We start from the raw sequence: 23,147 nt of genomic DNA, 5'->3' as shown, positions 1-23,147 counted from the left end.
GGTTCTGCGATGAACCCGGGCTGCAAAGCACCAAATCCGGCGGGAAATTGCAAGCTGCGGCTGTCACGCTGGTGCCATAGAGCCAAGGAGGACTCAGCCACATGAAACTCGGATGCCCCACAGAGGTCAAAGCGCAGGAATACCGCGTCGGCCTCACACCCAACGCCGCCCGCGAGGCGGTGTCTCAGGGCCACGAGGCGCTGGTCCAGAGCGGCGCCGGACTGGGCGCCGGGTTCGAGGATGACGATTACGTCGCCGCCGGCGCGCGCATCGTCGCGTCCGCCAAGGAGGTGTTCGACGGCGCCGAGATGATCGTCAAGGTCAAGGAGCCGCAGCCGGCCGAGCGCGCCATGCTGCGCGAGGGTCAGGTCCTGTTCACCTATCTCCACCTCGCGCCCGACCCGGCCCAGACCGAGGACCTGCTGGCCTCCGGCGCCACCTGCATCGCGTACGAGACGGTGACCGACGACCGCGGTGGCCTGCCGCTGCTGGCACCGATGTCCGAGGTCGCAGGACGGCTGGCGCCGCAGATGGGCGCGTGGTCGCTGCAGAAGGCCAATGGCGGACGCGGTGTGCTCATGGGAGGCGTGCCCGGCGTGGGCGCGGCCAACGTGGTCGTCGTGGGCGGCGGCAATGTCGGCACCCATGCGGCGCGCATCGCCGCCGGCATGGGCGCGCAGGTCACCGTGCTCGACCGCTCGCTGTCACGGCTGCGCTACCTCGACGATGTGTTCGGCACCACCTTCGGCAACCGCTATTCCACCGAAGGCGCGCTGGTCGAGCTGCTGCACGAGGCCGACATGGTGATCGGCGCGGTGCTGATTCCCGGCGCCGCCGCGCCCAAGCTTCTCAACCGCGAGATGCTGGGGCTGATGAAGCCCGGCGCGGTGCTGGTGGACGTGGCCATCGATCAGGGCGGCTGCTTCGAGACCTCTCGGGCGACGACCCATGACGACCCCATCTACGAGGTCGACGGCATCCAGCATTACTGCGTCGCCAACATGCCCGGCGCGGTGCCGCGCAGCTCGACCATCGCGCTCGGCAATGCCACCCTGCCCTTCGTGATGGCACTGGCGAACAAGGGCTGGCGTCAGGCCTGCGCCGACGACCGCCACCTGCTGGCGGGGCTGAACGTGCATGCGGGCCAGCTCACCAACGCGGCGGTGGGCGACGCGCTGGGGCGCGATGCCGTGGCGCCGGAAAGCGTGCTCTGAAAAGACCCCGTCCCGGCCCCTGACGGGCGGCGGTGAGCCGGTTGCCGAAGCGTAATCGCCGGTCCGCGGGGTGGCGATGTGCCCTCCGGCCTACTGGCGTCTTCTCAGCCGTGTCCGACGGACCTGACAGGCGTACTCGCCAACAAACACATCGCTGGCCCCAAGCGCGGGCCGGCGATCGCGCAAAGACTTTGCCTCGGTATTCTGCCGGGCGCGTGCGCGCCCCTCGCAGCGGCGCGCTGTCCTGACCAAACGCCGAAACGGCGCCCTCAGAGCACCACGATGCCGCTGTGCTTGGCCTTGTGTTCGGGCTCCACGTGAATCGTCACCCGGCTGCCCTCGAAGCTTGCGTGCAGCGCGTGTTCGAGGCGGTCGCAGATGTCATGCGCCGCGTCCACCGTCATCTCGCCCGGCACCACGAGGTGAAACTCGACGAAGAGCGCGCTGCCGGCGCGGCGCGAGCGCAGGTCATGCGCCTCGACCGCGCCCTCGGCATTGGCCGAGATCAGCGCCCGCATCTGCTCGAGCTCCTCCTCCGGGGCGGCCGCGTCCATCAGCCCGCCGACCGAGTGGCGCATCACCTGCCAGCCGGCCCAGAGGATGTTGACCGCCACCAGCGCCGCCAGCGCCGGGTCGAGCCAGGCCCAGCCCGTCAGCACCGCCGCAACGATGCCGACGGTGACGCCCACCGAGGTAAACACATCCGTCAGCAGATGTTTGCCGTCGGCCTCGAGCGCCGGAGAGTACAGCCTGCGACCGGCGCGGATCAACACGAAGGACCACACCGCGTTGATCACGCTGGCCACGAGGTTGATGCCGAGGCCGAGCCACGGATCGTCGAGGATGCGCGGCGCCTGCCAGGCGCTCCACGCCTCGCGCAGGATCAGGATCGCCGCGACGATGATCAACACGCCTTCGAGCACGGCGCTGAAATACTCGGCCTTGTGGTGCCCGAACGGGTGATCCGCGTCCGCCGGCACAGCCGCGATGCGCAGCGCCACCAGTGCCGCCAGCGCGGTTGCCACGTTGACGATGCTCTCGAGCGCGTCCGACAGCAGAGCCACCGAGCCCGTCAGCCACCAGGACAGGGTCTTGATGGCAAGGACCACGAGGCCCACGACGACACTGCCGCAGGCGATTTTGATGGCTCGGCTCATGGCACCCTCTTCGCTGATCCGGGTCTGTTAGCGAAGCAACCGGCACCGCGCAACCAGCCGCTGCGGGAGCCCGGGCTGCACGGGACGAAAGGCTCGGCGGGCCCACGGGGGCGCCGCGTGGCTCACTTCTTCAGCGCGTCGCGGATCTCGATCAGGATGTCGAGCTGCGACGGCCCCGTCTGCACCTCGGGCGCGACCTCGTCGGGCTTTTCGGCGGCGGCCTTCACCCGGTTCACCATCTTGACCAGCATGAAGACCACGAATGCGATGATGAAGAAGTTGATCACCGCCATGATGAACTTGCCGACCGCGAAGACCGGCGCGCCGGCCTCGGTGGCCGCATCGAGCGAAGCATACGTGTTGCCGTCGAGCGCATAGAACCAGCCGCTGAAGTCGATCCCGCCGGTGAACAGCGCGATGATCGGGTTGAGGATGTCGCCGACGAGCGACTGCACGATGGCGGTGAAGGCCGCCCCAATGATGATCCCCACCGCCATGTCCATGACATTGCCCTTGGCGATGAAATCCTTGAATTCGTTGATCACGGTCATGTTCCTTGTGATGACTGACTCTGATGACATCCGGCCCGGCTGCATCGCCGCACACCCCGCGCGTGATCCTGCCACGGCCGGCGCGGCGCGGGAAGCGGCTAGGGCGGGAGGCTTGCCCGGGCGGTGCAGGATCGGCACGGTCCGGCCTGCCTCCGGCGGGAGTATTTACCGACGTAGAGAAGACAGGGGACGCGCCCCTGCCACAGGCTGCGAGAGGCGGGGGATTGGCGGCGCGGGTTTGTGTGGCGCATGGCGGGCCCGCGGGCGTATTGCTGACGACGGGAAGAAGACACGCGCCCCTGCCCAGCCAGAGGGGGGTCGGCGGCGCGGGCCTGACCGGAGGTATTGGCGGGGCGCCCCGGCGGGCGTGCTGGTTAGGGGAAGAAGATGCGCGCGCCTGCCCTGCCAGTTGCGGCGGACGGGCGCGCGGCTGGTGTCGGCCTCAGCCCGGCAGGGTGCCGGTCAGGACGTAGCGCAGGATCTCGACCACCTCGCCCGGCTCGCGGGCCACCGCGAGGGCGGCGGCGTCGACCTCCTTGAGGGCATGGTCATGCTCGCTTGGCTGCAGGATGATCAGCGACTTGCCGAGCGCGGCGGCGTAGCCCGCGTCGAACGCGGCGTTCCACTGCTTGTACTTGTCGCCGAAGCGCACCACGACCACGTCGGCATCGGCGATCCCCTTGCGGGTGCGGATGGCGTTGACCTGCGCGCCCTTGCGGTCGTGCCAGAACTTGCTGTCCTCGGCACCGAGGATCGCCACGCCGCAATCGTCGCTGGCCGCGTGATCGGTGACCGGCGCGGAGAAGGTCACGTCGAGCCCCTGCGCGCCCTCGATGATCTGCTCGCGCCAGTCGGTGTGGATCTCTCCGGAAAGATAGACGGTCAGTCCCATGCCTGTCTCCTTGCTTGCGTTCCCCTCGAGCTATGCCAGCCCCGACGCCGCGCAACAAGGCCGACAGGCGGTCTTCGAGACCTGCCCAGTGCCCGCGCACGGGCAAATATTGCGGCGGTTTCACGCTGATTTGCGCGCCCCTGCCCCTTTCACCATCGTTCCGGCAGTCCTATAAGGGCAACGGCTTGGGCTCGGGAAGAGTCGCGGGCCCATCCTATAATTGGGGCAGGACATTAGATGTTTGGACTGGACAGACTCATGGGCGCCTTCTCGGCGGACATGGCAATCGACCTCGGGACCGCGAACACGCTGGTCTATGTCAAGGGACGTGGGGTCGTGCTGTCCGAGCCTTCAGTCGTCGCCTACCACATCAAGGACGGCGTCAAGAAGGTGCTGGCCGTGGGCGAGGATGCCAAGCTGATGCTTGGCCGCACCCCCGGCTCGATCGAGGCCATCCGTCCGATGCGCGAAGGCGTGATCGCCGATTTCGACACCGCCGAAGAGATGATAAAGCACTTCATCCGCAAGGTGCACAAGCGCTCGACCTTCTCGAAGCCGAAGATCATCGTCTGCGTGCCGCATGGGGCCACCCCCGTTGAAAAGCGCGCCATCCGCCAGTCGGTGCTGAGCGCCGGCGCCCGCAAGGCCGGGTTGATCGCCGAGCCCATCGCCGCGGCCATCGGCGCCGGGATGCCGATCACCGACCCGACCGGCTCGATGGTGGTCGATATCGGTGGCGGCACCACCGAGGTCGCCGTGCTGTCGCTGGGCGATATCGTCTACGCGCGCTCGGTGCGCGTGGGCGGCGACCGGATGGACGAGGCCATCGTCAACTACCTGCGCCGCCAGCAAAACCTGCTGGTGGGCGAATCCACCGCAGAGCGCATCAAGACCTCGATCGGCACCGCGCGTATGCCCGATGACGGGCGTGGCTCGTCGATGCAAATCCGTGGCCGCGACCTGCTCAACGGCGTGCCGAAAGAGACCGAGATCAGCCAGGCCCAGGTGGCCGAGGCGCTGTCCGAGCCGGTGCAGGCGATCTGCGAGGCGGTGATGACCGCGCTCGAGGCGACCCCGCCGGATCTTGCCGCCGACATCGTCGACCGCGGCGTGATGCTGACCGGAGGCGGCGCCCTGCTGGGCGAGCTCGACCTGGCGCTGCGCGAGCAGACCGGGCTGGCGGTGTCGATCGCCGACGAGAGCCTGAACTGCGTGGCGCTCGGCACCGGAAAAGCGCTGGAATACGAAAAGCAGCTGCGTCACGCCATCGACTACGATTCGTGACGGCCCTTCGCGGGGCTGTCCGCCGACGCTAAGATGAGTTGAATGGCGAAGCATGGGAGCAATTCCGAGGATTATGCCGGACCGCTGAAGCGCCTGCTTCTGGCGGTCCTGCTGTTGTGCCTCGTCGGATTGTTCATCTTCTGGCGCATCGACAGCCCGCGGGCCGAACGCTTCCGGGCTCAGATCGTCGACGCGGTGATGCCGGGCTTCGACTGGGCCATGGCGCCGGTGACCGGTGCGGTGCGCATCCTGCGCGACTTCCAGAGCTACCAGCGCATCTACGACCAGAACCAGGAACTGCGCCGCGAACTGCGCCGCATGACCGCGTGGAAGGAAGCCGCGCTGCAGCTCGAGCAGGAGAACGCCCGGCTGCGCGACCTCAACAACGTGCGGCTCGACCCGCGGCTGACCTACATCACCGGCGTCGTGCTCGCCGACAGCGGCTCGCCGTTCCGCCAGTCGGTGCTGATCAACGTCGGCTCGCGCGACGGCATCGTCGACGGCTGGGCAACGATGGACGGCATCGGCCTCGTCGGACGGATCTCGGGCGTGGGGGCCAACACCAGCCGTGTGATCCTGCTAACCGACGCCACCAGCCGCATCCCGGCGATCATCCAGCCCTCGGGCCAGCGGGCGCTGATCACCGGCGACAACTCCGCCGCGCCGCCGATCGACTTCCTCGAGGATCCCGACCAGGTGCGCCCGGGCGACCGCATCGTCACCAGCGGCGACGGCGAGGTGTTTCCGCCGGGCCTGCTGATCGGACAGGTGGCCGAGGATCCCGGCGGCCGCCTGCGGGTGCGCCTTGCCGCCGATTACGAACGGCTCGAGTTCCTGCGCGTGCTGCGCGACCACGGAGCGCGCCGGGTCGGCTCGCCCTCGGCGCTGATCCTGCCCTCCACGCCGCCCGCCATCGAGATGCCGCCAGCCCCGGTGCCCGGCGATGGCTGAGCCCCGCCCCGCCCGCATCTGGCTCATGCGCGGGGCCTTCATCGGGATCGCGCTTCTGGTGATGTTCTACCGCCTGCTGCCGCTCGACATGATGCCGCCGCGCTTTACCGGCCCCGACATCCTCGTGGCGCTGTGCTTTGCCTGGGCGCTGCGCCGGCCCGACTACGTTCCGGCGCTGTCGATTGCCGGCGTCATGCTGCTGGCCGACATCCTGTTCCAGCGCCCGCCCGGGCTTTGGGCCGCGCTGATGCTGCTCGCCGTCGAGTTCCTCAAGTCGCGCGACCGCCGCGACCGCGAGTCCACCTTCCTGATGGAGTGGGTCAGGGTCGCGATCGTGCTGCTGGCGATCACGATCGCGTATCGCTTCGTGCTTGCCCTCTTGATCGTGCCGACCGGAACCGCTTTCCTGACCCTGATGCGATACGCCACCACCGTCGCGGCCTACCCGCTCGTGGTGATCCTGTCGCAGGGTCTGCTCGGGGTGCGCCGGATGGCGCCGGGCGACTTCAATCACGCCGGGAGGAGCCTGTGAGACGCACACCGCGGGACAGCGCCGAAAGCAGCCGCCGGATGACCCGGCGGGGCCTGCTGCTGGGCGGTGCCCAGATCGCCTTTGCCGGGGTTCTGGGGCTGCGGATGCGGCACATGCAGGTCGATCAGGCCGACGAGTTCCGCCTGATGGCGGAAGAGAACCGCATCAACATCCACCTCATCCCCCCCGCCCGCGGCCGCATCTTCGACCGCGAGGGAAAGGTCATCGCCGAGAACGAGCAGACCTACCGCATCACCATGCGGCGCGAGGATGCCGGCGATGTCGAGGATGTCATCGGGCGGCTCTCGGCGCTGGTCGATCTCAGGCCCGAGGATGTCACCCGCGCGCTCGAGGAGATGCGCACCTCGCCGCCCTTCCTGCAGGTCACCGTGGCCGACCGGGTGAGCTGGGACGCGATCAGCCGCGTCGCGGTGAACGCCCCCGCCCTGCCCGGCGTCTATCCCGAGGTCGGCCTGAGCCGGTTCTACCCGCAGCACGAGACCTTCGCCCACGTGGTCGGCTATGTCGGGCCGGTCTCCGAGCGCGACCTCGCCCGCTACGAAGACCCCGAGCCGGTGCTGCGCATCCCGCGCTTCCAGATCGGCAAGGTCGGTGTCGAGGCCAAGTTCGAGGAACAGCTGCGCGGCTCCGCCGGCGCCAAGCGGGTCGAGGTCAACGCCGTGGGCCGCGTCATGCGCGAGCTCGACCGCCGCGAGGGCGAGGCCGGCGCCGACCTGCAGCTCACCGTCGACAGCGACCTGCAGGATTACATCAAGGCGCGGCTCGGCGAGGAAAGCGCCTCGGCGGTGGTGGTCGATGTCGAGCATGGCGACGTGCTGGCCATCGCGTCGTCGCCCTCCTACGACCCCAACAAGTTCGTGCGCGGGATCTCGACCGGCGATTACGGCGTGCTGCGCGAGAACAACCACCGCCCGCTTGCCTCGAAGACGGTGCAGGACGCCTATCCGCCGGGCTCGACCTTCAAGATCGTCACCGCGCTCGCGGCCCTCGAGTCCGGGCTGATCCACCCCGACGAGACAGTCTATTGCCCGGGTCACATGGAAATCGGCTCGCGCCGCTTCCACTGCTGGAAGCGCTCGGGCCACGGGCACGTGAACCTCGAACAGAGCCTGCGCGACAGCTGCGACGTCTATTATTACGACCTCGCGCTCAAGGTCGGCATCGACCGCATCGCCGAGATGGGCCGCAAGCTCGGCCTCGGCACCGCCCCCGACGTGCCGATGTCGGCGGTCACCGCCGGCCTGATGCCCGACCGCGACTGGAAACGCCGCGAGCGCGGGGCCGAGTGGCGCATCGGCGACACCGTCAACGCCTCGATAGGTCAGGGCTACGTGCTGACCTCTCCGCTGCAGCAGGCGATCATGGTGGCGCGCGTGGCCACGGGCCGCGCGGTCGAGCCGCGCCTCGTGCGCAGCGTCGGCGGCCTGCAGACACCCTCGCGCGGCGGCCCGCCGCTCGACATCGACGAGGCCCACCTCAAGCTGATCCGCAAGGCGATGTTCGTGGTCTCCAACAGCCGCCGGGGCACCGCCTACCGCTCGCGCATCATCGCCGAGGACATGCGGCTCGCCGGCAAGACCGGCACAAGCCAGGTGCTCAACCGCGTGGTGCGCAACCAGGATGTGCCCTGGGAAGAGCGCGACCACGCGCTCTTCGTGAATTTCGCGCCCTACGAGGCCCCGCGCATCGCCGTGTCGATCGTCGTCGAGCATGGCGGCGGTGGCTCCTCCACCGCAGCGCCCATCGCCCGCGACATCACGCTGCAGGCGCTCTACAAGGGCACGCCGCCGCTCGACGCCTACCCGGCGGGCGACCGCGGGCGGATCAAGGAACAGCAGGAGCAGCTCGCGGCCGAGCGCGCCCGCCGCGCCGCCGAAGCGGGGCGCCGCGCATGAGCTATCTCGAATATACCGTCAAGACCGTGCCCTCGGGCTGGCGCAAGGTGCTCTACCTGAACTGGCCGCTGATCATCCTGTTGACCGCGGTGGCCTGCGTCGGCTTCCTGATGCTCTATTCGGTCGCCGGTGGCGAGTTGCAGCCCTGGGCCGAACCCCAGATGGAGCGTTTCGGCCTCGGCCTCGCGGCGATGTTCGTCACCGCGATGGTGCCGATCTGGCTGTGGCGCAATCTCTCGGCGCTGATCTACCTCGTGTCGCTGGCCCTGCTCGTCGCGGTGGAGCTGTTCGGCGCCATCGGCATGGGGGCGCAGCGCTGGATCGATCTCGGGTTCATGCGCTTGCAGCCCTCCGAGCTGATGAAGATCGCGCTCGTCATGGCGCTGGCTGCCTATTACGACTGGCTGCCGATGAAGCGCGTGTCCCGACCGATCTGGGTGATCGCGCCGCTGATCCTGATCCTCGCGCCGACCTTCCTGACCCTGACCCAGCCCGACCTCGGCACCGCCATCCTGCTGATGACCGCCGGCGGGCTGCTGATGTTCCTCGCCGGCGTGCATTGGGCCTATTTCGCCGTGGTGATCGCCGCCGCGGGGGGTGGTATCTACACCGTGTTCCTGTCGCGCGGCACGCCCTGGCAGTTGCTGAAGGACTACCAGTTCCGCCGCATCGACACCTTCCTCGATCCCTCCACCGATCCGCTGGGCGCCGGTTACCACATCACGCAGGCCAAGATTGCCATGGGCTCGGGCGGCTGGACCGGGCGCGGCTTCATGCAGGGCACCCAGTCGCGGCTGAACTTCCTGCCCGAAAAGCACACCGACTTCATCTTCAACACGCTGGCCGAGGAGTTCGGCTTCGTCGGCGGCTTCTCCCTTCTGGTGCTCTACGTGCTGGTGCTGGTGTTCTGCATCGTCGCGGCGCTGCAGAACCGCGACCGGTATTCCTCGCTGCTGATCCTCGGGATCGGCCTGACCTTCTTCCTGTTCTTCGCCGTCAACATGTCGATGGTCATGGGGCTTGCGCCGGTGGTCGGCGTGCCGCTACCGCTGGTGAGCTACGGCGGCTCGGCGATGCTGGTCCTGATGATCGCCTTCGGGCTGGTGCAGAGCGCCCACATCCACAGGCCCCGCTGACATGACCAACATCCTCTTTGCCGCCGGCCCCGCACTCTGGGCCGAGTACGAGACCGCGCTGCGCACCGCCCTCGACGCCACCGGCCTCGACTACCGGCTGGTCTGCGAGGCCAATCCCGAGAGCGTCGACTACGTGGTCTACGCGCCCGCGTCGAAGCTGCAGGACTTCACCCCCTACACGCGGCTCAAGGCGGTGTTGAACCTCTGGGCCGGGGTCGAGAAGATCACCGGCAACCCCACGCTCACCGCGCCTCTTGCCCGCATGGTCGACGACGAGGGGCTGACGCAGGGCATGGTGGAATACGTCACCGGCCACGTGCTGCGCCATCACCTCGGGATGGATGCCTATATCGCCAACCCCGAGAAGGCGTGGCGCCCGGTCGTGCCGCCGCTGGCCGGCGAGCGTCCGGTCGGCATCCTCGGGCTCGGCACGCTGGGGCTGGCCTGCGCAGAGGCGCTGCGGGGGCTCGGCTTCCCGGTCACCGGCTGGTCGCGCAGCCCCAAAACCGCCCCCGGCATCACCACGCTGCACGGATCCGACGGCCTCTCGAGGACGCTGGAGCGCGCCGAGATCCTCGTGCTGCTGTTGCCCGATACACCCGCCACCCGCGACCTGCTCGACGCCGAGCGGCTCGCGCAACTGCCCCGCGGCGCGGTCATCGTGAACCCCGGGCGCGGTGCGCTGATCGTCGACGATGCGCTGATCTCTGCGCTCGACAGCGGCCAGCTCGCCCACGCCACGCTCGACGTGTTCCGCACTGAGCCCCTGCCCGCAGAGCATCCGTTCTGGGCGCATCCGAAGGTCACCGTGACCCCGCATATCGCCTCAGAGACCCGCGTGCCCAGCGCGTCCCGCGTCATCGCGGAGAACATCCGCCGGGGCGAGGCGGGCGAGCCGCTCCTGCATCTGGTGGATCGCGACGCGGGCTACTGACCGAAAGGCGCGCCCGGCCTCGGGGTCCGGCCTGCCTCCGGCGGGGATATTTTAAGCCAGAAGAAGACAGGGGCGCAGCGCCCTGCCCTTCTCTGGTTTCAAAATACCTCGGGGGTGAATACGGCTCTGCCGCAGAGGGGGCAGCGCCCCCTTGTTCCTCCAGCCTCCGGCACGATGAGGGTAGCACCCTCATCTTCTTTCTTACTAGCGCGCCTCTGGCGCGACGAGGGTAGCACCCTCATCTTCTTTCTTACTAGCGCGCCTCTGGCGCGACGCGGGAGCAGCGCCCCCTGCCCCCGTCACGAGAGGCGCGGCGCTCAGCTGGTGCGCTGGCGGAACACGCCGGTGCCCTTGGCGACCAGCACGCCGGTGTCGTCGCGCAGGACCGCTTCGGCGAAGAAGGTGCTGCGACCGCCACCGGTCCGGACGCCCTCGCAGATCAGCCGCGTGCCGACCGGGCGACCGATATACTGCACGTTCAGCGACAGGGTCAGCGCGGTCTTTCGGACCTCCGGGTCGCCGGTCCAGCAGCCCGAGATGCCCATGGCGCTGTCGAGCAGCGTTGCGTGGACGCCGCCATGCGGGATGCCGCCGCGATTGCCCAGCGCCTCGGTGATCGGCATCTCGTAGCGGGCATAACCCTCGCGCCACTCGACCAGCTCGTAGCCGAGATGGCGGGCAAAGTTGGAGGGCGCTTCGAGGCCATCGGTCATAGCAGATCGCTTTCCTGTGCTTCGAGCTCCAGCGCCACCGCCGGCGCCTTGAGATCATCGGTCCGCAACAGCCCGGACGGCCGCGAGAGGCGGTTTCGCACCACCCAGTGCAGCCGCTCGGAGGCGCGGGTGATCGCGACGTAGGCCAGCCGTTTCCACAGCGGCTGACCGGCCTCGACCCGGCCCATGCGCGCCGCCACGAAGAGGTCCGGCGCAAAGACCTGCACCTGTTCCCATTGCGAGCCCTGCGCCTTGTGGATCGTCACCGCGGCACCGTGCAGGAAGGTTGCCCCCATCCGCGCCGCGAAGGGGATGAAGGGCTCTTCCTCGTCGGGTTTCTCGATCTTCACGATCGAGGCGGCCGAGACCTGCGGATCGGGCGCGCCCATCACGTGCAGGCGCGAGAAGCCGGGCTTGCGCCCGGGCCCGAGATAGATCACCTGCGCGCCCTTGATCAGGCCGCGCGCCTCGAGATCGAGCCGCTTCTTGCGGTGCTTGAGCGGCAGCTCGAGCCCGTCGCAGATCAGCGGCTCGCCGGGCAGCAACTCGGTCTCCGGCGCATCGTGCACCGCCCGGAAGGCATTGATCAGCCGGATCCTTGTCGCATTGCGCCAGACCAGCACCGGCGAGCGGGCCATCAGGTCGACCTCGACCCGCTGGCTCCAGACCACGCGATCGTCCTGCCGCGCTTTCTCCTCGATCATGCGCTCGAAATCCTGGAACTCGAGCGCGGGATCGGCCAGCGCGTGGGCGAGATCGAGGATCGGGTTGTCGGCCTCCTGCCGATGAACGCGGTGCAGCTCGAGCTTCTGTTCGTCCGGCACGCCGTCGAACACCATCTTGCCCGACTGGTTGACCGGCGCGAGCTGCGCGGGATCGCCGAACAGCACGAGGTTGGGAAAGATTTCCTGCAGGTCCTCGAACTGGCGGTCGTCGAGCATCGAGGCCTCGTCGACGAAGCCGATGTCGAGCGGTTCCTCGCGACGCTTCCAGCCAGTGATGAAATCGCTGCCCCGCAGACCGGCGGCGGCGAGCGCGGCGGGCACCGATTTGTGTGCCTCGTAGGAGGTCCGGGCGCGTTCCAGCGCCTCGGGGCTGAGATCCTCGATCTCGGGCTGCTCGACATTGCCCATCAGCCACTCGGCGATGCGCTCGTATTCGGGATCGTAGACCGGCGTGTAGATGATGCGGTGGATGGTCGTGGCCGGCACCCCGCGCATCCGTAACACGCTGGCCGCCTTGTTGGTCGGCGCCAGGACCGCGAAACTGCGCTTGTCGCCCTTGCGGCGGGTCTCGTAATCGCCCGAGACGATTTCGGCCCCGGCATTGCCCAGCGCCTTGCAGAGTTCCGACAGCAGCAGCGTTTTGCCCGATCCCGCCTTGCCCATCAGCGCCATGACCCGGCCCGGCGCCTCCTTGGCGGGCACCACGGTGCCCTCGACGAGATCGACGCCGGCCTCGCGCAGCATCTCTGCCACGCGGTCCCAGGCCTCGGCCTGGTCTTCGGAGAATGTCAGTGCGGGCAGATCCATGGCGCGGACCCTAAAGCCGCTGGCGGGCGAGGGCCAGAGCCCATCGTGCCCAGCAGGCCCCTAGATCGCGATCAGCCCGCAGCTCAGCGCGCGGGCCACCGCGTGGGTGGTGTTGAGCGCGCCGAGCTTGAAGCGCGCGCCCTCGATATAGACCCGCACGGTGTGCTCGGAGATGTTGAGCTCGGCGGCGATCTGCGCCCGGCTGAGGCCGGTGGCAAGCAGGCGCATGGCGTCGAGCTCGCGCGGGGAGAGCGCCACCGGCGTCTGAGTGGCAGGCTCCGGCATCAGTTCCAGCGCCTTGGCGTTGATGCCGTGTGCCGCGAGGATCAGCTCTGCGCGCCACTGCGCGAGGAAGTCGGCCCAGAGCGCATCGTCGCAGCTGTGGCTGACGGTGAAGATGGCGAACTGGCCGTTCGGCCCCCGGATCGGCACCGTGAAGCCCTGGTTTCCGACCCCGTGCGCCAGCGCGTCCTTGAGGAAGGCGCGGGCCGCCTTCGATGACCAGTCGAGCGCCTTCCAGTCGACCGGGTGGACGCGCTGGAAGCAGCTCTGGATCACCGGGTCGACGCGCAGGTAGCCCTGCGCGGCGTAACGCGCGAGCCAGAGGGGAGAATAGGTGCCACACCCGTATTGCGCCCCCTGCGCCCCCATCCAGTGATAGACGAGGTGATCGATCCCCAGACAATCCCTCATCTCTTCGGTCAGGCGCTGGAGGTCCTCCAACCGCCGCACATCCTCAAGCGGAGCGATAAACCCTCCCGCTGCCGGTACCCTGTCCACTCGTCCCAAAACCACGCTCTCCCGCAGACGGTGCCAGCTCGACCTCTGCCACGGCCCGCGCGCCTTCGAGTTGCTCTGCCAGAGCTTCGAGCGCGTTGGCGCGTGCATATCCCCCGAGATCGGTCAGCACATCGATGATCCATTCGTGTCGCATGGAGAGCGTGTCCTTCACCAAGTTAACAAAATGTAAATGCGAGCCTAGCAGCCGCACGATTTCTTATAAATTCACGCAAATCCCCTCCCCCGAAATGGCGAGGGCGCGCGTCGTAAGCCCCCGATCCGACACGACCCTCCCCCTGACACGGCGACGCCCGCGAACCGGAGCACGATTCACGGGCGTTTCTAGCAGGGGCAGTCTGAAGGCGCGGTTAACCGCGGGCCTCCAGCGCCTCTTCGAAGGTGCGCAGACCGGTCTTCGGCGCCTGCACCAACACCGACATGTTGCCGGGCTTGTGCTGGTTGCGCAGCATCTTTATGTGCGCGTCGGGGATCTCGTTCCAGCCGAACACCTCGGACATGCAGGGATCGAGGCGTCGCTCGACCATCAGGCGGTTGGCCGAGGCGGCCTGCTTGAGATGGGCGAAGTGCGAGCCCTGCAGGCGCTTCTGGTGCATCCACATGTAGCGCACGTCGAAGGTGCAGTTGAAGCCGGTGGTGCCGGCGCAGATCACGACCATGCCGCCCTTCTTGCAGACCAGCGTAGAGACCGGGAAGGTCGCCTCGCCCGGGTGCTCGAAGACCATGTCCACATTCACGCCCTTGCCGGTGATGTCCCAGATCGCCTTGCCGAATTTGCGGGCCTCCTTCATCCAGTCATTATATTCCGGCGTGTTGACCGTGGGCAGCTGGCCCCAGCAGTTGAATTCCTTGCGGTTGATCACGCCCTTGGCGCCGAGGCCGAGCACGAAGTCGCGCTTGTCCTCTTCCGAGATCACCGCGATGGCATTGGCGCCGGCGGTGTTGATCAGCTGGATCGCATAGGAGCCAAGTCCGCCCGAAGCCCCCCAGACCAGCACGTTCTGGCCAGGCTTGAGTTCGTGCGGGTGGTGCCCGAAGAGCATCCGGTAGGCGGTGGCCAGCGTCAGCGTGTAGCAGGCGCTTTCCTCCCAGGTCAGGTGCCTGGGGCGCGGCATGAGCTGCTGTGCCTGCACGCGGGCGAACTGGGCGAAGGAGCCGTCGCCGGTCTCGTAGCCCCAGATCCGCTGGGTGGGCGAGAACATCGGGTCGCCGCCGTTGCATTCCTCGTCGTCGCCGTCGTCCTGGTTGCAATGGATCACGACCTCGTCGCCGACCTTCCACTGCTTGACCTTGTCGCCCACCGCCCAGACGATGCCAGAGGCGTCGGAGCCTGCGATGTGGTAGTCCTGCTTGTGCACGTCGAAGGGGGAGATCGGCACACCGAGCCCGGCCCAGACGCCATTGTAGTTGACCCCTGCCGCCATCACGAGGACCAGCACCTCGTGGCTGTCGACCTGCCAGGTGTCGACCACTTCCTTCTGGAAGGACTTGTCCGGCTCGCCGTGACGCTCGCGCCGGATCGCCCAGGCATACATCTTCTTCGGCACGTAGCCGAGGGGCGGCATCTCGCCGATCTCGTAGAGGTCTTTTTCCGGCGCATCGTAGGGCGCGATCCCGGTTTGCGTATCCAGAGCCATCGGGGCCTCCTTCCTCAAGGGATCCGTTCGGATCCTGTCCGTGTGTCTGGTCCTATCTCGCCGACCGCGCCGCAGCGCAGAATCGCAAGGCTTCTGTCACTGAGATACAATTGGCTGCGAAACATTGCAACAATTGCAGCGCAGCATTTTGAAATTTTATAACTCAACCTTTGCGAGTTGTCCGCGCTGGCCGCCCGCGAACGAACGCTCCTGTTTCGCGGACGGGCCGTATTATGCAGGCAGTTTGGCCCATATTCCTGCGAATCCGTGCAGGATTTCGGAGCTTCAGCGCGCCGCGACCCGGTAGCGGCGCGTGATTGCTCGGCAACGCCGCAGCGCAGCGAATTGACGAGACATTTTGTTTCGCATAACAAGTCATAAACGCAACATGCTTGCCACGCCGAATCTGTTCTGCCCAGGGAGACCGACATGACGGACGTTCAGAAAGACAGCCCCCGGAGCGCACTCGCCGCCAAGGCCGACCGCCCCTGGCTGATCCGCACCTATGCCGGCCATTCCACCGCGAAAGCCTCCAACGCGCTCTACCGCAGCAACCTCGCACGCGGGCAGACCGGGCTCTCGGTGGCGTTCGATCTGCCGACCCAGACCGGCTATGACAGCGACCACATCCTGTCGCGCGGCGAGGTCGGCAAGGTCGGCGTGCCGGTCTGCCACCTGGGCGACATGCGCACCCTGTTCGACGAGATCCCGCTCGAGCAGATGAACACCTCGATGACGATCAATGCCACCGCACCGTGGCTGCTCTCGCTTTATATCGCGGTGGCCGAGGAACAGGGCGCCGATGTCTCGAAGCTGCAGGGCACGGTGCAGAACGACCTGATCAAGGAGTATCTCAGCCGCGGCACCTATATCTGCCCGCCGAAGCCCTCGCTGAAGATGATCGGGGACGTGGCAGAGTACTGCTACACGAACGTGCCGAAATGGAACCCGATGAACGTGTGTTCCTACCACCTGCAGGAGGCCGGGGCGACGCCCGAGCAGGAGCTGGCCTTCGCGCTGGCCACCGCCATCGCGGTGCTCGACGAACTGCGCCCCCGTGTCGCGGCGGAGGATTTCCCGGCGCTTTGCGGGCGGATCTCGTTCTTCGTGAATGCCGGCATCCGCTTCGTCACCGAGATGTGCAAGATGCGCGCCTTCGTCGATCTCTGGGACGAGATCCTCGAAACCCGCTACGGCGTCGAGGACCCCAAGTTCCGCCGCTTCCGCTACGGCGTGCAGGTCAACTCGCTCGGGCTGACCGAGCAGCAGCCCGAAAACAACGTCTACCGCATCCTGATCGAGATGCTGGCGGTGACGCTCTCCAAGAAGGCCCGCGCCCGCGCGGTGCAGCTTCCGGCGTGGAACGAGGCGCTCGGCCTGCCCCGCCCGTGGGACCAGCAATGGTCGATGCGGATGCAGCAGATCCTCGCCTACGAAACCGACCTGCTCGAGTTCGAGGATCTCTTCGACGGCAATCCGGCGGTCGATGCCAAGGTCGAGGCGCTGAAGGACGGCGCCCGTGCCGAGCTTGGCAATATCGACAGCATGGGCGGGGCGATCGGCGCGATCGACTACATGAAATCGCGGCTGGTCGACTCCAATGCCGAGCGCCTGAACCGGATCGAGCGCAACGAGACTGTCGTCGTCGGGGTCAACAAGTGGACCGAGGGCGAGCGCTCGCCGCTGGTCGGTGAGGATGGCGGCATCATGGTGGTCGATCCGGCGGTGGAGCAGGAACAGATCGACCGCCTGAACGAATGGCGCGCCGAGCGCGACGACGCCGCGGTCAACGCCGCTCTGGCCGAACTGCGGGAGGCCGCCGCCGAGGGGCGCAACGTGATGCCGGCCTCGATCAAGGCCGCCCGCGCCGGTGTCACCACCGGCGAGTGGGCGCAGCAGATGCGCAGCGTGCACGGCGAGTATCGCGGCCCGACCGGGGTGTCGCGCGCGGTCAGCAACAAGACCGAAGGCCTCGATGACATCCGCGAAGCGGTCGACGCGGTCAGCGACCGGCTTGGCCGGCGGCTGCGCTTCCTGGTCGGCAAACCGGGACTCGACGGGCACTCGAACGGGGCCGAGCAGATCGCCTTCCGCGCCCGCGATTGCGGCATGGAGATCGATTACGAAGGCATCCGCCTCACCCCCGAGCAGATCGTCGAGGCGGCGAGAAACGGCGCCCACGTGGTGGGCCTCTCGATCCTGTCCGGCAGCCACATTCCACTGGTCGAGGACCTGATGGAGCGGATGCAGGCAGAGGGGCTTTCGGATGTGCCGGTGATCGTTGGCGGGATTATTCCCGAAGAGGATGCAAAACGCCTCAAGGCGATGGGCGTGGCGAAGGTCTATACCCCGAAAGACTTCAATCTGAACACGATCATGATGGATATTGTCACACTGGTCGATCCTCAGGCCGTCGCCGCCCAATAAGGCGCCAAAACGGCAATACGCGACCGCAATAACCGAGAAATTGCAAAGCCGCTCCCGGAAAGGGTGAGCGGCTTTATGCCTTTGCGCAGAATTTGGTGCGTCTGACACATAATGTACCTTGAGTTTACCTCTTAAAAGTAAAAATACCGAAAGAGGAGATCCCCTTTGGAATATCAAGGAGAATAAGAATGAACTTCGAACTGGAGTCCCTTTCGAAAGAAGAGCTCATCGAGCTCAAAGGCGACGTCGAAAAGGCACTCAAGACGATTGACACGCGCCGTCGCGCGGAAGCCAAGCGCGCCGCCGAACAGGCCGCGAAGGAATTCGGCTTCTCGCTCGAAGAGATCGTCGCCTCGACCGAAAAGAAAGGCTCGAAAGGCGCGCCGAAATACGCCAACCCGAACGATCCGGAACAGACCTGGACCGGTCGTGGCCGCAAGCCCAACTGGGTCGTCGCCGCGCTTGAAGACGGCAAGTCGATGGACGACCTGGCGCTCTGATGACGGTTCATATCGGTGCAGACGCCGGGCAGATCGCCGAAACGGTGCTGATGCCCGGAGATCCCCTGCGGGCGGAATGGGCGGCGAACACCTTTCTCGACGACCCGGTTTGCGTGAACCGCGTTCGTGGAATGCTGGCATTCACCGGCACCTGGAAAGGCAACCGCGTGACCATTCACGGCTCGGGCATGGGGATGCCAAGCCTTTCGATCTATGCCAACGAACTGATCCGCGAATATGGCGCAAAGACGCTGATCCGCATCGGCTCCTGTGGGGCGATGCAGGAAAAGGTCGCGATCCGCGACGTGATCGTCGCGATGACCGCCTCGTCACTGTCCACCCCGTCGCGCGGCATTTTCCGGGAATTGAACTTCGCGCCCTGCGCCGATTACGGCCTGCTCAATGCAGCGGTCGAGGCGGCGAAAGGCACCGGCGCGAATTGCCATGTGGGCGGCATCTATTCCGCCGACGTGTTCTATGACGAACGCCCCGACCTGAACGAGATCATGACCCGTCATGGTATTCTCGGGGTCGAAATGGAAGCGGCCGAGCTTTACAACCTCGCCGCCCGTCACGGCGTGCGCGCGCTGGCGGTGCTCACCGTCTCCGATCACCTCCTCACCGGCGAGGCCCTGCCCTCCGAAGACCGGCAGAGCTCGTTTGGCGACATGGTGCAGATCGCGCTCGAGGCGGCCTTCAGCTAGGCCGCCTCCGCTCTTCGGTTCAGCGCCCGTGGCTGCGGTCATACCCGTTGCGCGCGGGCGCGTACCACCCCTCCAAGGCCCCGGCTCGCGGCGCGAGGATCTCGACCTGCAGCGGGTGGCACGCGGCACTGTCCGAGCTGTGCTCGGACGAGCAATCGCCGCCGGGACAGGCGCTGAGCGCGCCTAGCAGATTGATCTCGGCAAAGAACGTCAGGTGATCGCCGGGGCGCACGGGGCTCGCCTTCATGAAATACTGCCCGGTGTCGCGGGTGAACCCGGTGCACATGAACACGTTCAGCACGTCATGCACGTGCGGCTCGGCCTCCTGCAGGCTCATCCCGGTGGCGTCGGCCAGCGCACGGGTCAGGTTCGAATGGCAGCAGTGATGGTAGTGCGACCCCGACAGCAGGTTCCCGGTATAGGGATCGCAGCGCGTGCCGATCACGTCATGCACCGACCCGCCATAGGCGTCGATCCCGTACCAGCCGAGCGTATCCTCGACGATGGTTGCCATCGGGCGCAGATGCGGAAAGGCCGACCACATGCGCTCGCCCGTGGTCAGGTGGGTGCCGTGCAGCGCCCGCGTCTTGCCCGAGTAGAAACGCTCGGAGAGGTCCTCGGCATTCCAGAGGTTCAGGTCTCCGACCTGCGGCCCCTCGACGCTGGTGATGCGGAAGAACTGCCCGGCGCGCACGCGAAAGCTGCAGGCCTCGCGCGGCGCGGCAAGGACCGTCTCGATCACCTCGGCGCCCTCGAGCGCCTGCCCATAGAGCGCCATGTCCGGCATCGGCAGCGTTTCGTTCGGATAGCAGATCACCGGCGCAACGGCGCGGCGGGCCTCGGCATCGGCGGGGGCTTGGGTCATGACGGGCGCTCCTTGGTCAGTCTTGCACGACGTGGCTAGTGAGAGAGGCGGTCGAATTCAATGGCGGCCTCAGAGCCCGAGATGGCGCTCGCCGATCTCGGGCGAGAGCTCGGCCATGGCGCCCGACCAGACGCTGCGCCCACGCTCGAGGATCACCGCGCGGTCGCAGGCCCAGCGCAGCTCCTTCAGCGACTTGTCGATCACCAGAAGCGCCATGCCGGTCTCGGCCTTGAGCGCCGCCACCGCCTGCCAGATCTCCTGCCGTACGGTGGGCGCCAGGCCTTCGGTGGCCTCATCGAGGATCAGCAGGCGCGGATTGGTCATCAGCGCCCGGCCGATGGCGAGCATCTGCTGCTCGCCGCCCGAGAGCGAGGCGGCGCGCTGGCCCCGGCGCTCCGCCAGCCGCGGGAACAGCGCCTCGACCCGGGCCGCATCCCAGTGGCCGGGCCGGGCCGCGGCGATCAGGTTCTCGGAAACGCTCAGATCGCGGAAGCAGCGCCGCCCCTCTGGCACCAGCCCGAGGCCCAGCCGCGCGGCGCGGTGGCTCGGCAGGCGCGACAGGTCATGGCCGTCGAACACCAGCGTGCCACGGGCCGGCAGCATCCGGCAGATGCAATGCACCGTGGTGGTCTTGCCCATGCCGTTGCGCCCCATCATCGCCACCGCCTCGCCCTCGGCAATCTCGAGGTCGACGCCGAACAGCGCCTGGCTGGCGCCGTAGGAGGCGGTGAGGCGATGCAGCGACAGCAGGCTCATGCGTCGTCTCCCAGATAGGCGTCGCGCACCAACGGGTCGCGGCGGATCTCCGCGACGCTGCCGGTGGCGATGACCTTGCCATAGACCAGCACGCTGATCCGGTCGGCCAGCGCGAACACCGCGTCCATGTCATGCTCGACCAGCAGGATCGGCGCCTGCACCCGCAGCCCGTCAAGAAAGCCCGTCAGCCGCTTCGACCCCTCCTGCCCCAGCCCGGCCATCGGCTCGTCCATGACGAAGGCCTTCGGCTCCAGCGTCAGCGCAACGGCGACCTCGAGCTGCCGGCGTTGTCCGTGGCTCAGCTCAGCGGTGCGCAGCTCGGACAGATCGGCGAGGCCCACCGCCTCGAGCGCCGCCTCGGCCCGGTCGCGCAGCGCCGCGTCTTGCGTGGCGCGCGAGAAGAACCGCCATGGCCGCCCCGACGCGCCGAGCGCCCCCAGCAGGGCGTTCTGCAGCACCGTGTCCTCCATCGCCAGCGCCGAGGTCTGGAAGGTGCGCGCCAGCCCCCGCGCCGCCCGTGCCTGCGTGCTCTCTCGGGTCACATCGCGGCCGAGAAACTCGACCAGCCCCGCATCCGGCGCCAGCGCGCCGCAGATCTGCGCGATCAGGGTCGACTTGCCAGCGCCGTTGGGGCCGATCACCGCGTGGATCTCTCCGGCGCGCAGGTCGAGGGAGATGGCGTCGCTGGCCTGCAGCGCGCCGAAGGCCTTGCTGAGGCCGTGGGTCGCGAGGATCGGATCAGCCATCGCGCCGCCTCCCCCCGATCATGCCGACCACGCCGCCCTTGCCGAACAGCACCACGATCAGCAGCACCAGCCCGAGGAAGATCTGCCAGTACTCGCTGACCCCGCCCAGCAGATGCTCGAGCAGCACGTAGATCCCCGCCCCCGCCACCGGTCCGAACAGCCGCGCCACGCCGCCGATGATGACGAAGACCATGATCTCGCCCGACATCTGCCAGCTGAGCATGGTGGGCGAGACAAAGCGGTTGAGATCGGCAAAAAGCGCGCCGGCCAGCCCGGTGATGGCGCCCGAGATCACCAGCGCCACCAGTTGCAGCCGCCGCGGATCGAGCCCCACGGCACGCACCCGCTCGGGCACCTGCCGCGCGGCATCGAGCGCCAGCCCGAAGGGCGAGCGCATCAGCCGCGCGTTGACGGCCAGAACGAGGCAGAGCAGCGCGAGACACAGGCCGTAGAACTGAATCGGGTCGAGCGTGTTGAGGCCGGGAAAGCCGTTGCGAACATAGATCGACAGGCCGTCCTCGCCGCCATAGGCCGGCCAGGAGATGGCGAAGAAGTACATCATCTGACCGAAGGCCAGCGTGATCATGATGAAGTAAACGCCCGAGGTGCGCAGGCTCAGAAGGCCGATGAGCAGCGCCGCGCCTGACGAGGCCACGATGGCCACCAGCCAGATCACCGGCATCGACTTGGTGCCTTCGATCACGAAGGGCCACTCGATCAGCGGCGTGTAGCTCTGCGCGTGGCTGGCGAGGATGCCCATGGCATAGCCCCCGATGCCGAAGAACACCGCGTGGCCAAGGCTCACCAGCCCCCCCAGCCCAAGCGCGATATTGAGCCCCACAGCGGCCAGCGCGAAGATCACCGCGCGGGTGGCGAGCGTGATGGTGAACGGCTCATCGGCGTAGAGCGCCCAGGCCGGGATCAGGATCAGCGCCAGCAGCAGCGCGCCGTTCAGCAGGCGCTCCCGGCTCATGGGCGCGCTCCGAACAGGCCCGTGGGGCGCCAGATCAGCACGCTCGCCATCAGCACGTAGATCGCCATCGAGGCGAAAGCCGAGCCGGTGGCGGCGGCGCTCGCCGGATCGGTGAAGAGCTTGAACAGCTCGGGCAGCAGCACCCCGCCCAGCGTATCGGTGAGTCCCACCAGAAGCGCCCCGATGAGCGCGCCCTTGATCGAGCCGATGCCGCCGATCACGATCACCACGAAGGCAAGGATCAGCACCGGCTCGCCCATGCCCACCTGCACCGACTGGATCGCCCCCACCAGCGCGCCCGCCAGCCCCGCCAGCGCCGCACCGATGGCGAAGACCAGCGTGTAGAGCCTCGAGATGTCGACCCCGAGCGCCGCGATCATCTGGCGGTCGTTCTCGCCGGCGCGGATCTGGATGCCCAGCCGGGTGCGGGTGTTGAGCCACCACAGCCCCAGCGCCACCGCGATGCCCACGGCGATCAGCGCCAGCCGGTAGACCGGGTAGACGATGCCGCCGGGCAGCGTGACGGTGCCCGACAGGGCGTCGGGCATGTTGAGATAAAGCGGGAAGGAGCCGAAGAGCCAGCGCGTGCCCTCCGACAGGATCAGGATCAGCGCGAAGGTGGCCAGCACCTGATCGAGATGGTCGCGGGCATAGAGCCTGCGGATCACCAGCAGCTCGATCAGCGCCCCGGCGGCCGCGGCGGCGGCCAGCGCCGCGACCAGCGCCAGCGCGAACGAGCCGGTGGCGCCTGCGACCGCGGCGGCGGCGAAGGCGCCGATCATGTAGAGCGAGCCATGCGCGAGGTTGATCAGCCCCATGACGCCGAAGATCAGCGTCAGACCAGCGGCCATGAGAAACAGCATCACGCCGGATTGCAGGCCGTTCAGGACCTGTTCAACAAGCAGGATTGGGGACATCTGGGGCCTTCG

Annotated in this window: 23 protein-coding genes; 10 read left to right on the top strand and 13 right to left on the bottom strand. The window is 67.5% G+C overall.

The genetic code is table 11. The annotated features are described in order from the left end of the window. The first annotated feature begins 101 nt into the window (after positions 1-101). Positions 102-1,214 carry an alanine dehydrogenase gene (gene ald / locus LCM15_RS18830; protein ID WP_224859152.1) on the top strand — a complete coding sequence of 371 codons (1,113 nt, stop codon included), beginning with the start codon at positions 102-104 and terminating at the stop codon, positions 1,212-1,214. 269 nt (positions 1,215-1,483) lie between these two features. Here the strand turns inward: ald and LCM15_RS18825 are convergent, their stop codons facing one another. The 3 genes from LCM15_RS18825 to LCM15_RS18815 form a co-directional block, all read right to left on the bottom strand. Next, the gene (locus LCM15_RS18825; RefSeq protein WP_263619719.1) at positions 1,484-2,371 is read right to left on the bottom strand and encodes a cation diffusion facilitator family transporter; all 888 of its coding nucleotides are present in this window, start codon (positions 2,369-2,371) and stop codon (positions 1,484-1,486) included. Positions 2,372-2,493: 122 nt separating this feature from the next. Continuing rightward, positions 2,494-2,916, bottom strand: coding sequence for a large conductance mechanosensitive channel protein MscL (mscL, locus tag LCM15_RS18820; protein ID WP_224859150.1), 423 nt, complete (start codon positions 2,914-2,916; stop codon positions 2,494-2,496). A 448-nt stretch (positions 2,917-3,364) separates the two neighbouring features. Next, positions 3,365-3,814 carry a YtoQ family protein gene (locus tag LCM15_RS18815; RefSeq protein ID WP_224859148.1) on the bottom strand — a complete coding sequence of 150 codons (450 nt, stop codon included), beginning with the start codon at positions 3,812-3,814 and terminating at the stop codon, positions 3,365-3,367. Positions 3,815-4,051: 237 nt separating this feature from the next. On the opposite strand from LCM15_RS18815, the gene LCM15_RS18810 reads away from it, so the two are divergent. The 6 genes from LCM15_RS18810 to LCM15_RS18785 are packed head-to-tail and all read left to right on the top strand — an operon-like array spanning position 4,052 to position 10,567. Continuing rightward, positions 4,052-5,098 (top strand): rod shape-determining protein, encoded by a 1,047-nt coding sequence (locus tag LCM15_RS18810; RefSeq protein ID WP_040544317.1) that lies wholly within the window; start codon positions 4,052-4,054, stop codon positions 5,096-5,098. 42 nt (positions 5,099-5,140) lie between these two features. Further along, entirely contained in the window at positions 5,141-6,049 is a 909-nt protein-coding gene (gene mreC / locus LCM15_RS18805) for a rod shape-determining protein MreC (protein WP_224859146.1), read from the top strand. Beyond that, complete coding sequence (locus tag LCM15_RS18800; RefSeq protein WP_224859144.1) at positions 6,042-6,581, top strand: rod shape-determining protein MreD; 540 nt, start codon at positions 6,042-6,044, stop codon at positions 6,579-6,581. Before mreC ends, LCM15_RS18800 begins: the two co-directional genes overlap by 8 nt. Further along, a complete protein-coding gene (gene mrdA, locus LCM15_RS18795; protein WP_224859142.1) occupies positions 6,578-8,497 on the top strand; it encodes a penicillin-binding protein 2 in 1,920 nt (639 codons plus the stop codon). Before LCM15_RS18800 ends, mrdA begins: the two co-directional genes overlap by 4 nt. Beyond that, a complete protein-coding gene (gene rodA / locus LCM15_RS18790; RefSeq protein WP_224859140.1) occupies positions 8,494-9,633 on the top strand; it encodes a rod shape-determining protein RodA in 1,140 nt (379 codons plus the stop codon). The genes mrdA and rodA overlap by 4 nt, the downstream gene beginning before the upstream one ends. A gap of 1 nt (position 9,634) precedes the next feature. Further along, entirely contained in the window at positions 9,635-10,567 is a 933-nt protein-coding gene (locus LCM15_RS18785; protein ID WP_224859138.1) for a 2-hydroxyacid dehydrogenase, read from the top strand. Positions 10,568-10,884: 317 nt separating this feature from the next. Here LCM15_RS18785 and LCM15_RS18780 read toward each other — a convergent pair whose 3' ends face one another. The 5 genes from LCM15_RS18780 to ccrA form a co-directional block, all read right to left on the bottom strand. Beyond that, the gene (locus LCM15_RS18780) at positions 10,885-11,280 is read right to left on the bottom strand and encodes a PaaI family thioesterase (RefSeq protein WP_224859136.1); all 396 of its coding nucleotides are present in this window, start codon (positions 11,278-11,280) and stop codon (positions 10,885-10,887) included. Continuing rightward, positions 11,277-12,812, bottom strand: a complete 1,536-nt coding sequence (locus tag LCM15_RS18775; protein ID WP_224859134.1) for an ATP-dependent DNA helicase — start codon at positions 12,810-12,812, stop codon at positions 11,277-11,279. Before LCM15_RS18775 ends, LCM15_RS18780 begins: the two co-directional genes overlap by 4 nt. A gap of 60 nt (positions 12,813-12,872) precedes the next feature. Continuing rightward, entirely contained in the window at positions 12,873-13,544 is a 672-nt protein-coding gene (locus tag LCM15_RS18770; protein WP_224859132.1) for an autoinducer binding domain-containing protein, read from the bottom strand. Between the two features lie 4 nt (positions 13,545-13,548). Further along, a complete protein-coding gene (locus LCM15_RS18765; protein WP_224859131.1) occupies positions 13,549-13,746 on the bottom strand; it encodes a hypothetical protein in 198 nt (65 codons plus the stop codon). Positions 13,747-13,960: 214 nt separating this feature from the next. Continuing rightward, a complete protein-coding gene (ccrA, locus tag LCM15_RS18760; RefSeq protein ID WP_224859129.1) occupies positions 13,961-15,247 on the bottom strand; it encodes a crotonyl-CoA carboxylase/reductase in 1,287 nt (428 codons plus the stop codon). 429 nt (positions 15,248-15,676) lie between these two features. Between ccrA and LCM15_RS18755 the strand changes: the two genes are divergently transcribed. The 3 genes from LCM15_RS18755 to deoD all read left to right on the top strand — a co-directional run bounded on the left by LCM15_RS18755 (position 15,677) and on the right by deoD (position 18,878). Further along, complete coding sequence (locus LCM15_RS18755; RefSeq protein ID WP_224859127.1) at positions 15,677-17,674, top strand: protein meaA; 1,998 nt, start codon at positions 15,677-15,679, stop codon at positions 17,672-17,674. Positions 17,675-17,862: 188 nt separating this feature from the next. Next, positions 17,863-18,174 carry an H-NS family nucleoid-associated regulatory protein gene (locus tag LCM15_RS18750; RefSeq protein WP_224859125.1) on the top strand — a complete coding sequence of 104 codons (312 nt, stop codon included), beginning with the start codon at positions 17,863-17,865 and terminating at the stop codon, positions 18,172-18,174. Further along, a complete protein-coding gene (deoD, locus tag LCM15_RS18745; RefSeq protein WP_224859124.1) occupies positions 18,174-18,878 on the top strand; it encodes a purine-nucleoside phosphorylase in 705 nt (234 codons plus the stop codon). The genes LCM15_RS18750 and deoD overlap by 1 nt, the downstream gene beginning before the upstream one ends. A gap of 19 nt (positions 18,879-18,897) precedes the next feature. On the opposite strand, the gene LCM15_RS18740 is transcribed toward deoD, so the two are convergent. From LCM15_RS18740 to LCM15_RS18720, 5 genes are all read right to left on the bottom strand, one after another. Further along, positions 18,898-19,743, bottom strand: a complete 846-nt coding sequence (locus LCM15_RS18740; protein WP_224859123.1) for an urea carboxylase-associated family protein — start codon at positions 19,741-19,743, stop codon at positions 18,898-18,900. Positions 19,744-19,812: 69 nt separating this feature from the next. Beyond that, positions 19,813-20,499, bottom strand: a complete 687-nt coding sequence (locus LCM15_RS18735) for an ABC transporter ATP-binding protein (protein WP_224859122.1) — start codon at positions 20,497-20,499, stop codon at positions 19,813-19,815. Then, positions 20,496-21,245, bottom strand: coding sequence for an ABC transporter ATP-binding protein (locus tag LCM15_RS18730; protein ID WP_224859121.1), 750 nt, complete (start codon positions 21,243-21,245; stop codon positions 20,496-20,498). The genes LCM15_RS18735 and LCM15_RS18730 overlap by 4 nt, the downstream gene beginning before the upstream one ends. After that, a complete protein-coding gene (locus LCM15_RS18725) occupies positions 21,238-22,218 on the bottom strand; it encodes a branched-chain amino acid ABC transporter permease (RefSeq protein ID WP_224859120.1) in 981 nt (326 codons plus the stop codon). The genes LCM15_RS18730 and LCM15_RS18725 overlap by 8 nt, the downstream gene beginning before the upstream one ends. After that, a complete protein-coding gene (locus tag LCM15_RS18720) occupies positions 22,215-23,135 on the bottom strand; it encodes a branched-chain amino acid ABC transporter permease (protein WP_224859119.1) in 921 nt (306 codons plus the stop codon). The genes LCM15_RS18725 and LCM15_RS18720 overlap by 4 nt, the downstream gene beginning before the upstream one ends. Between the last annotated feature and the right edge of the window lie 12 nt (positions 23,136-23,147).

Source organism: Salipiger bermudensis (assembly GCF_020171625.1).
In the GTDB taxonomy this organism is placed as follows: domain Bacteria; phylum Pseudomonadota; class Alphaproteobacteria; order Rhodobacterales; family Rhodobacteraceae; genus Salipiger; species Salipiger bermudensis_B.
Note: the sequence above shows the minus strand (reverse complement) of the source record. Positions and strands in the feature narration are given on the sequence as shown.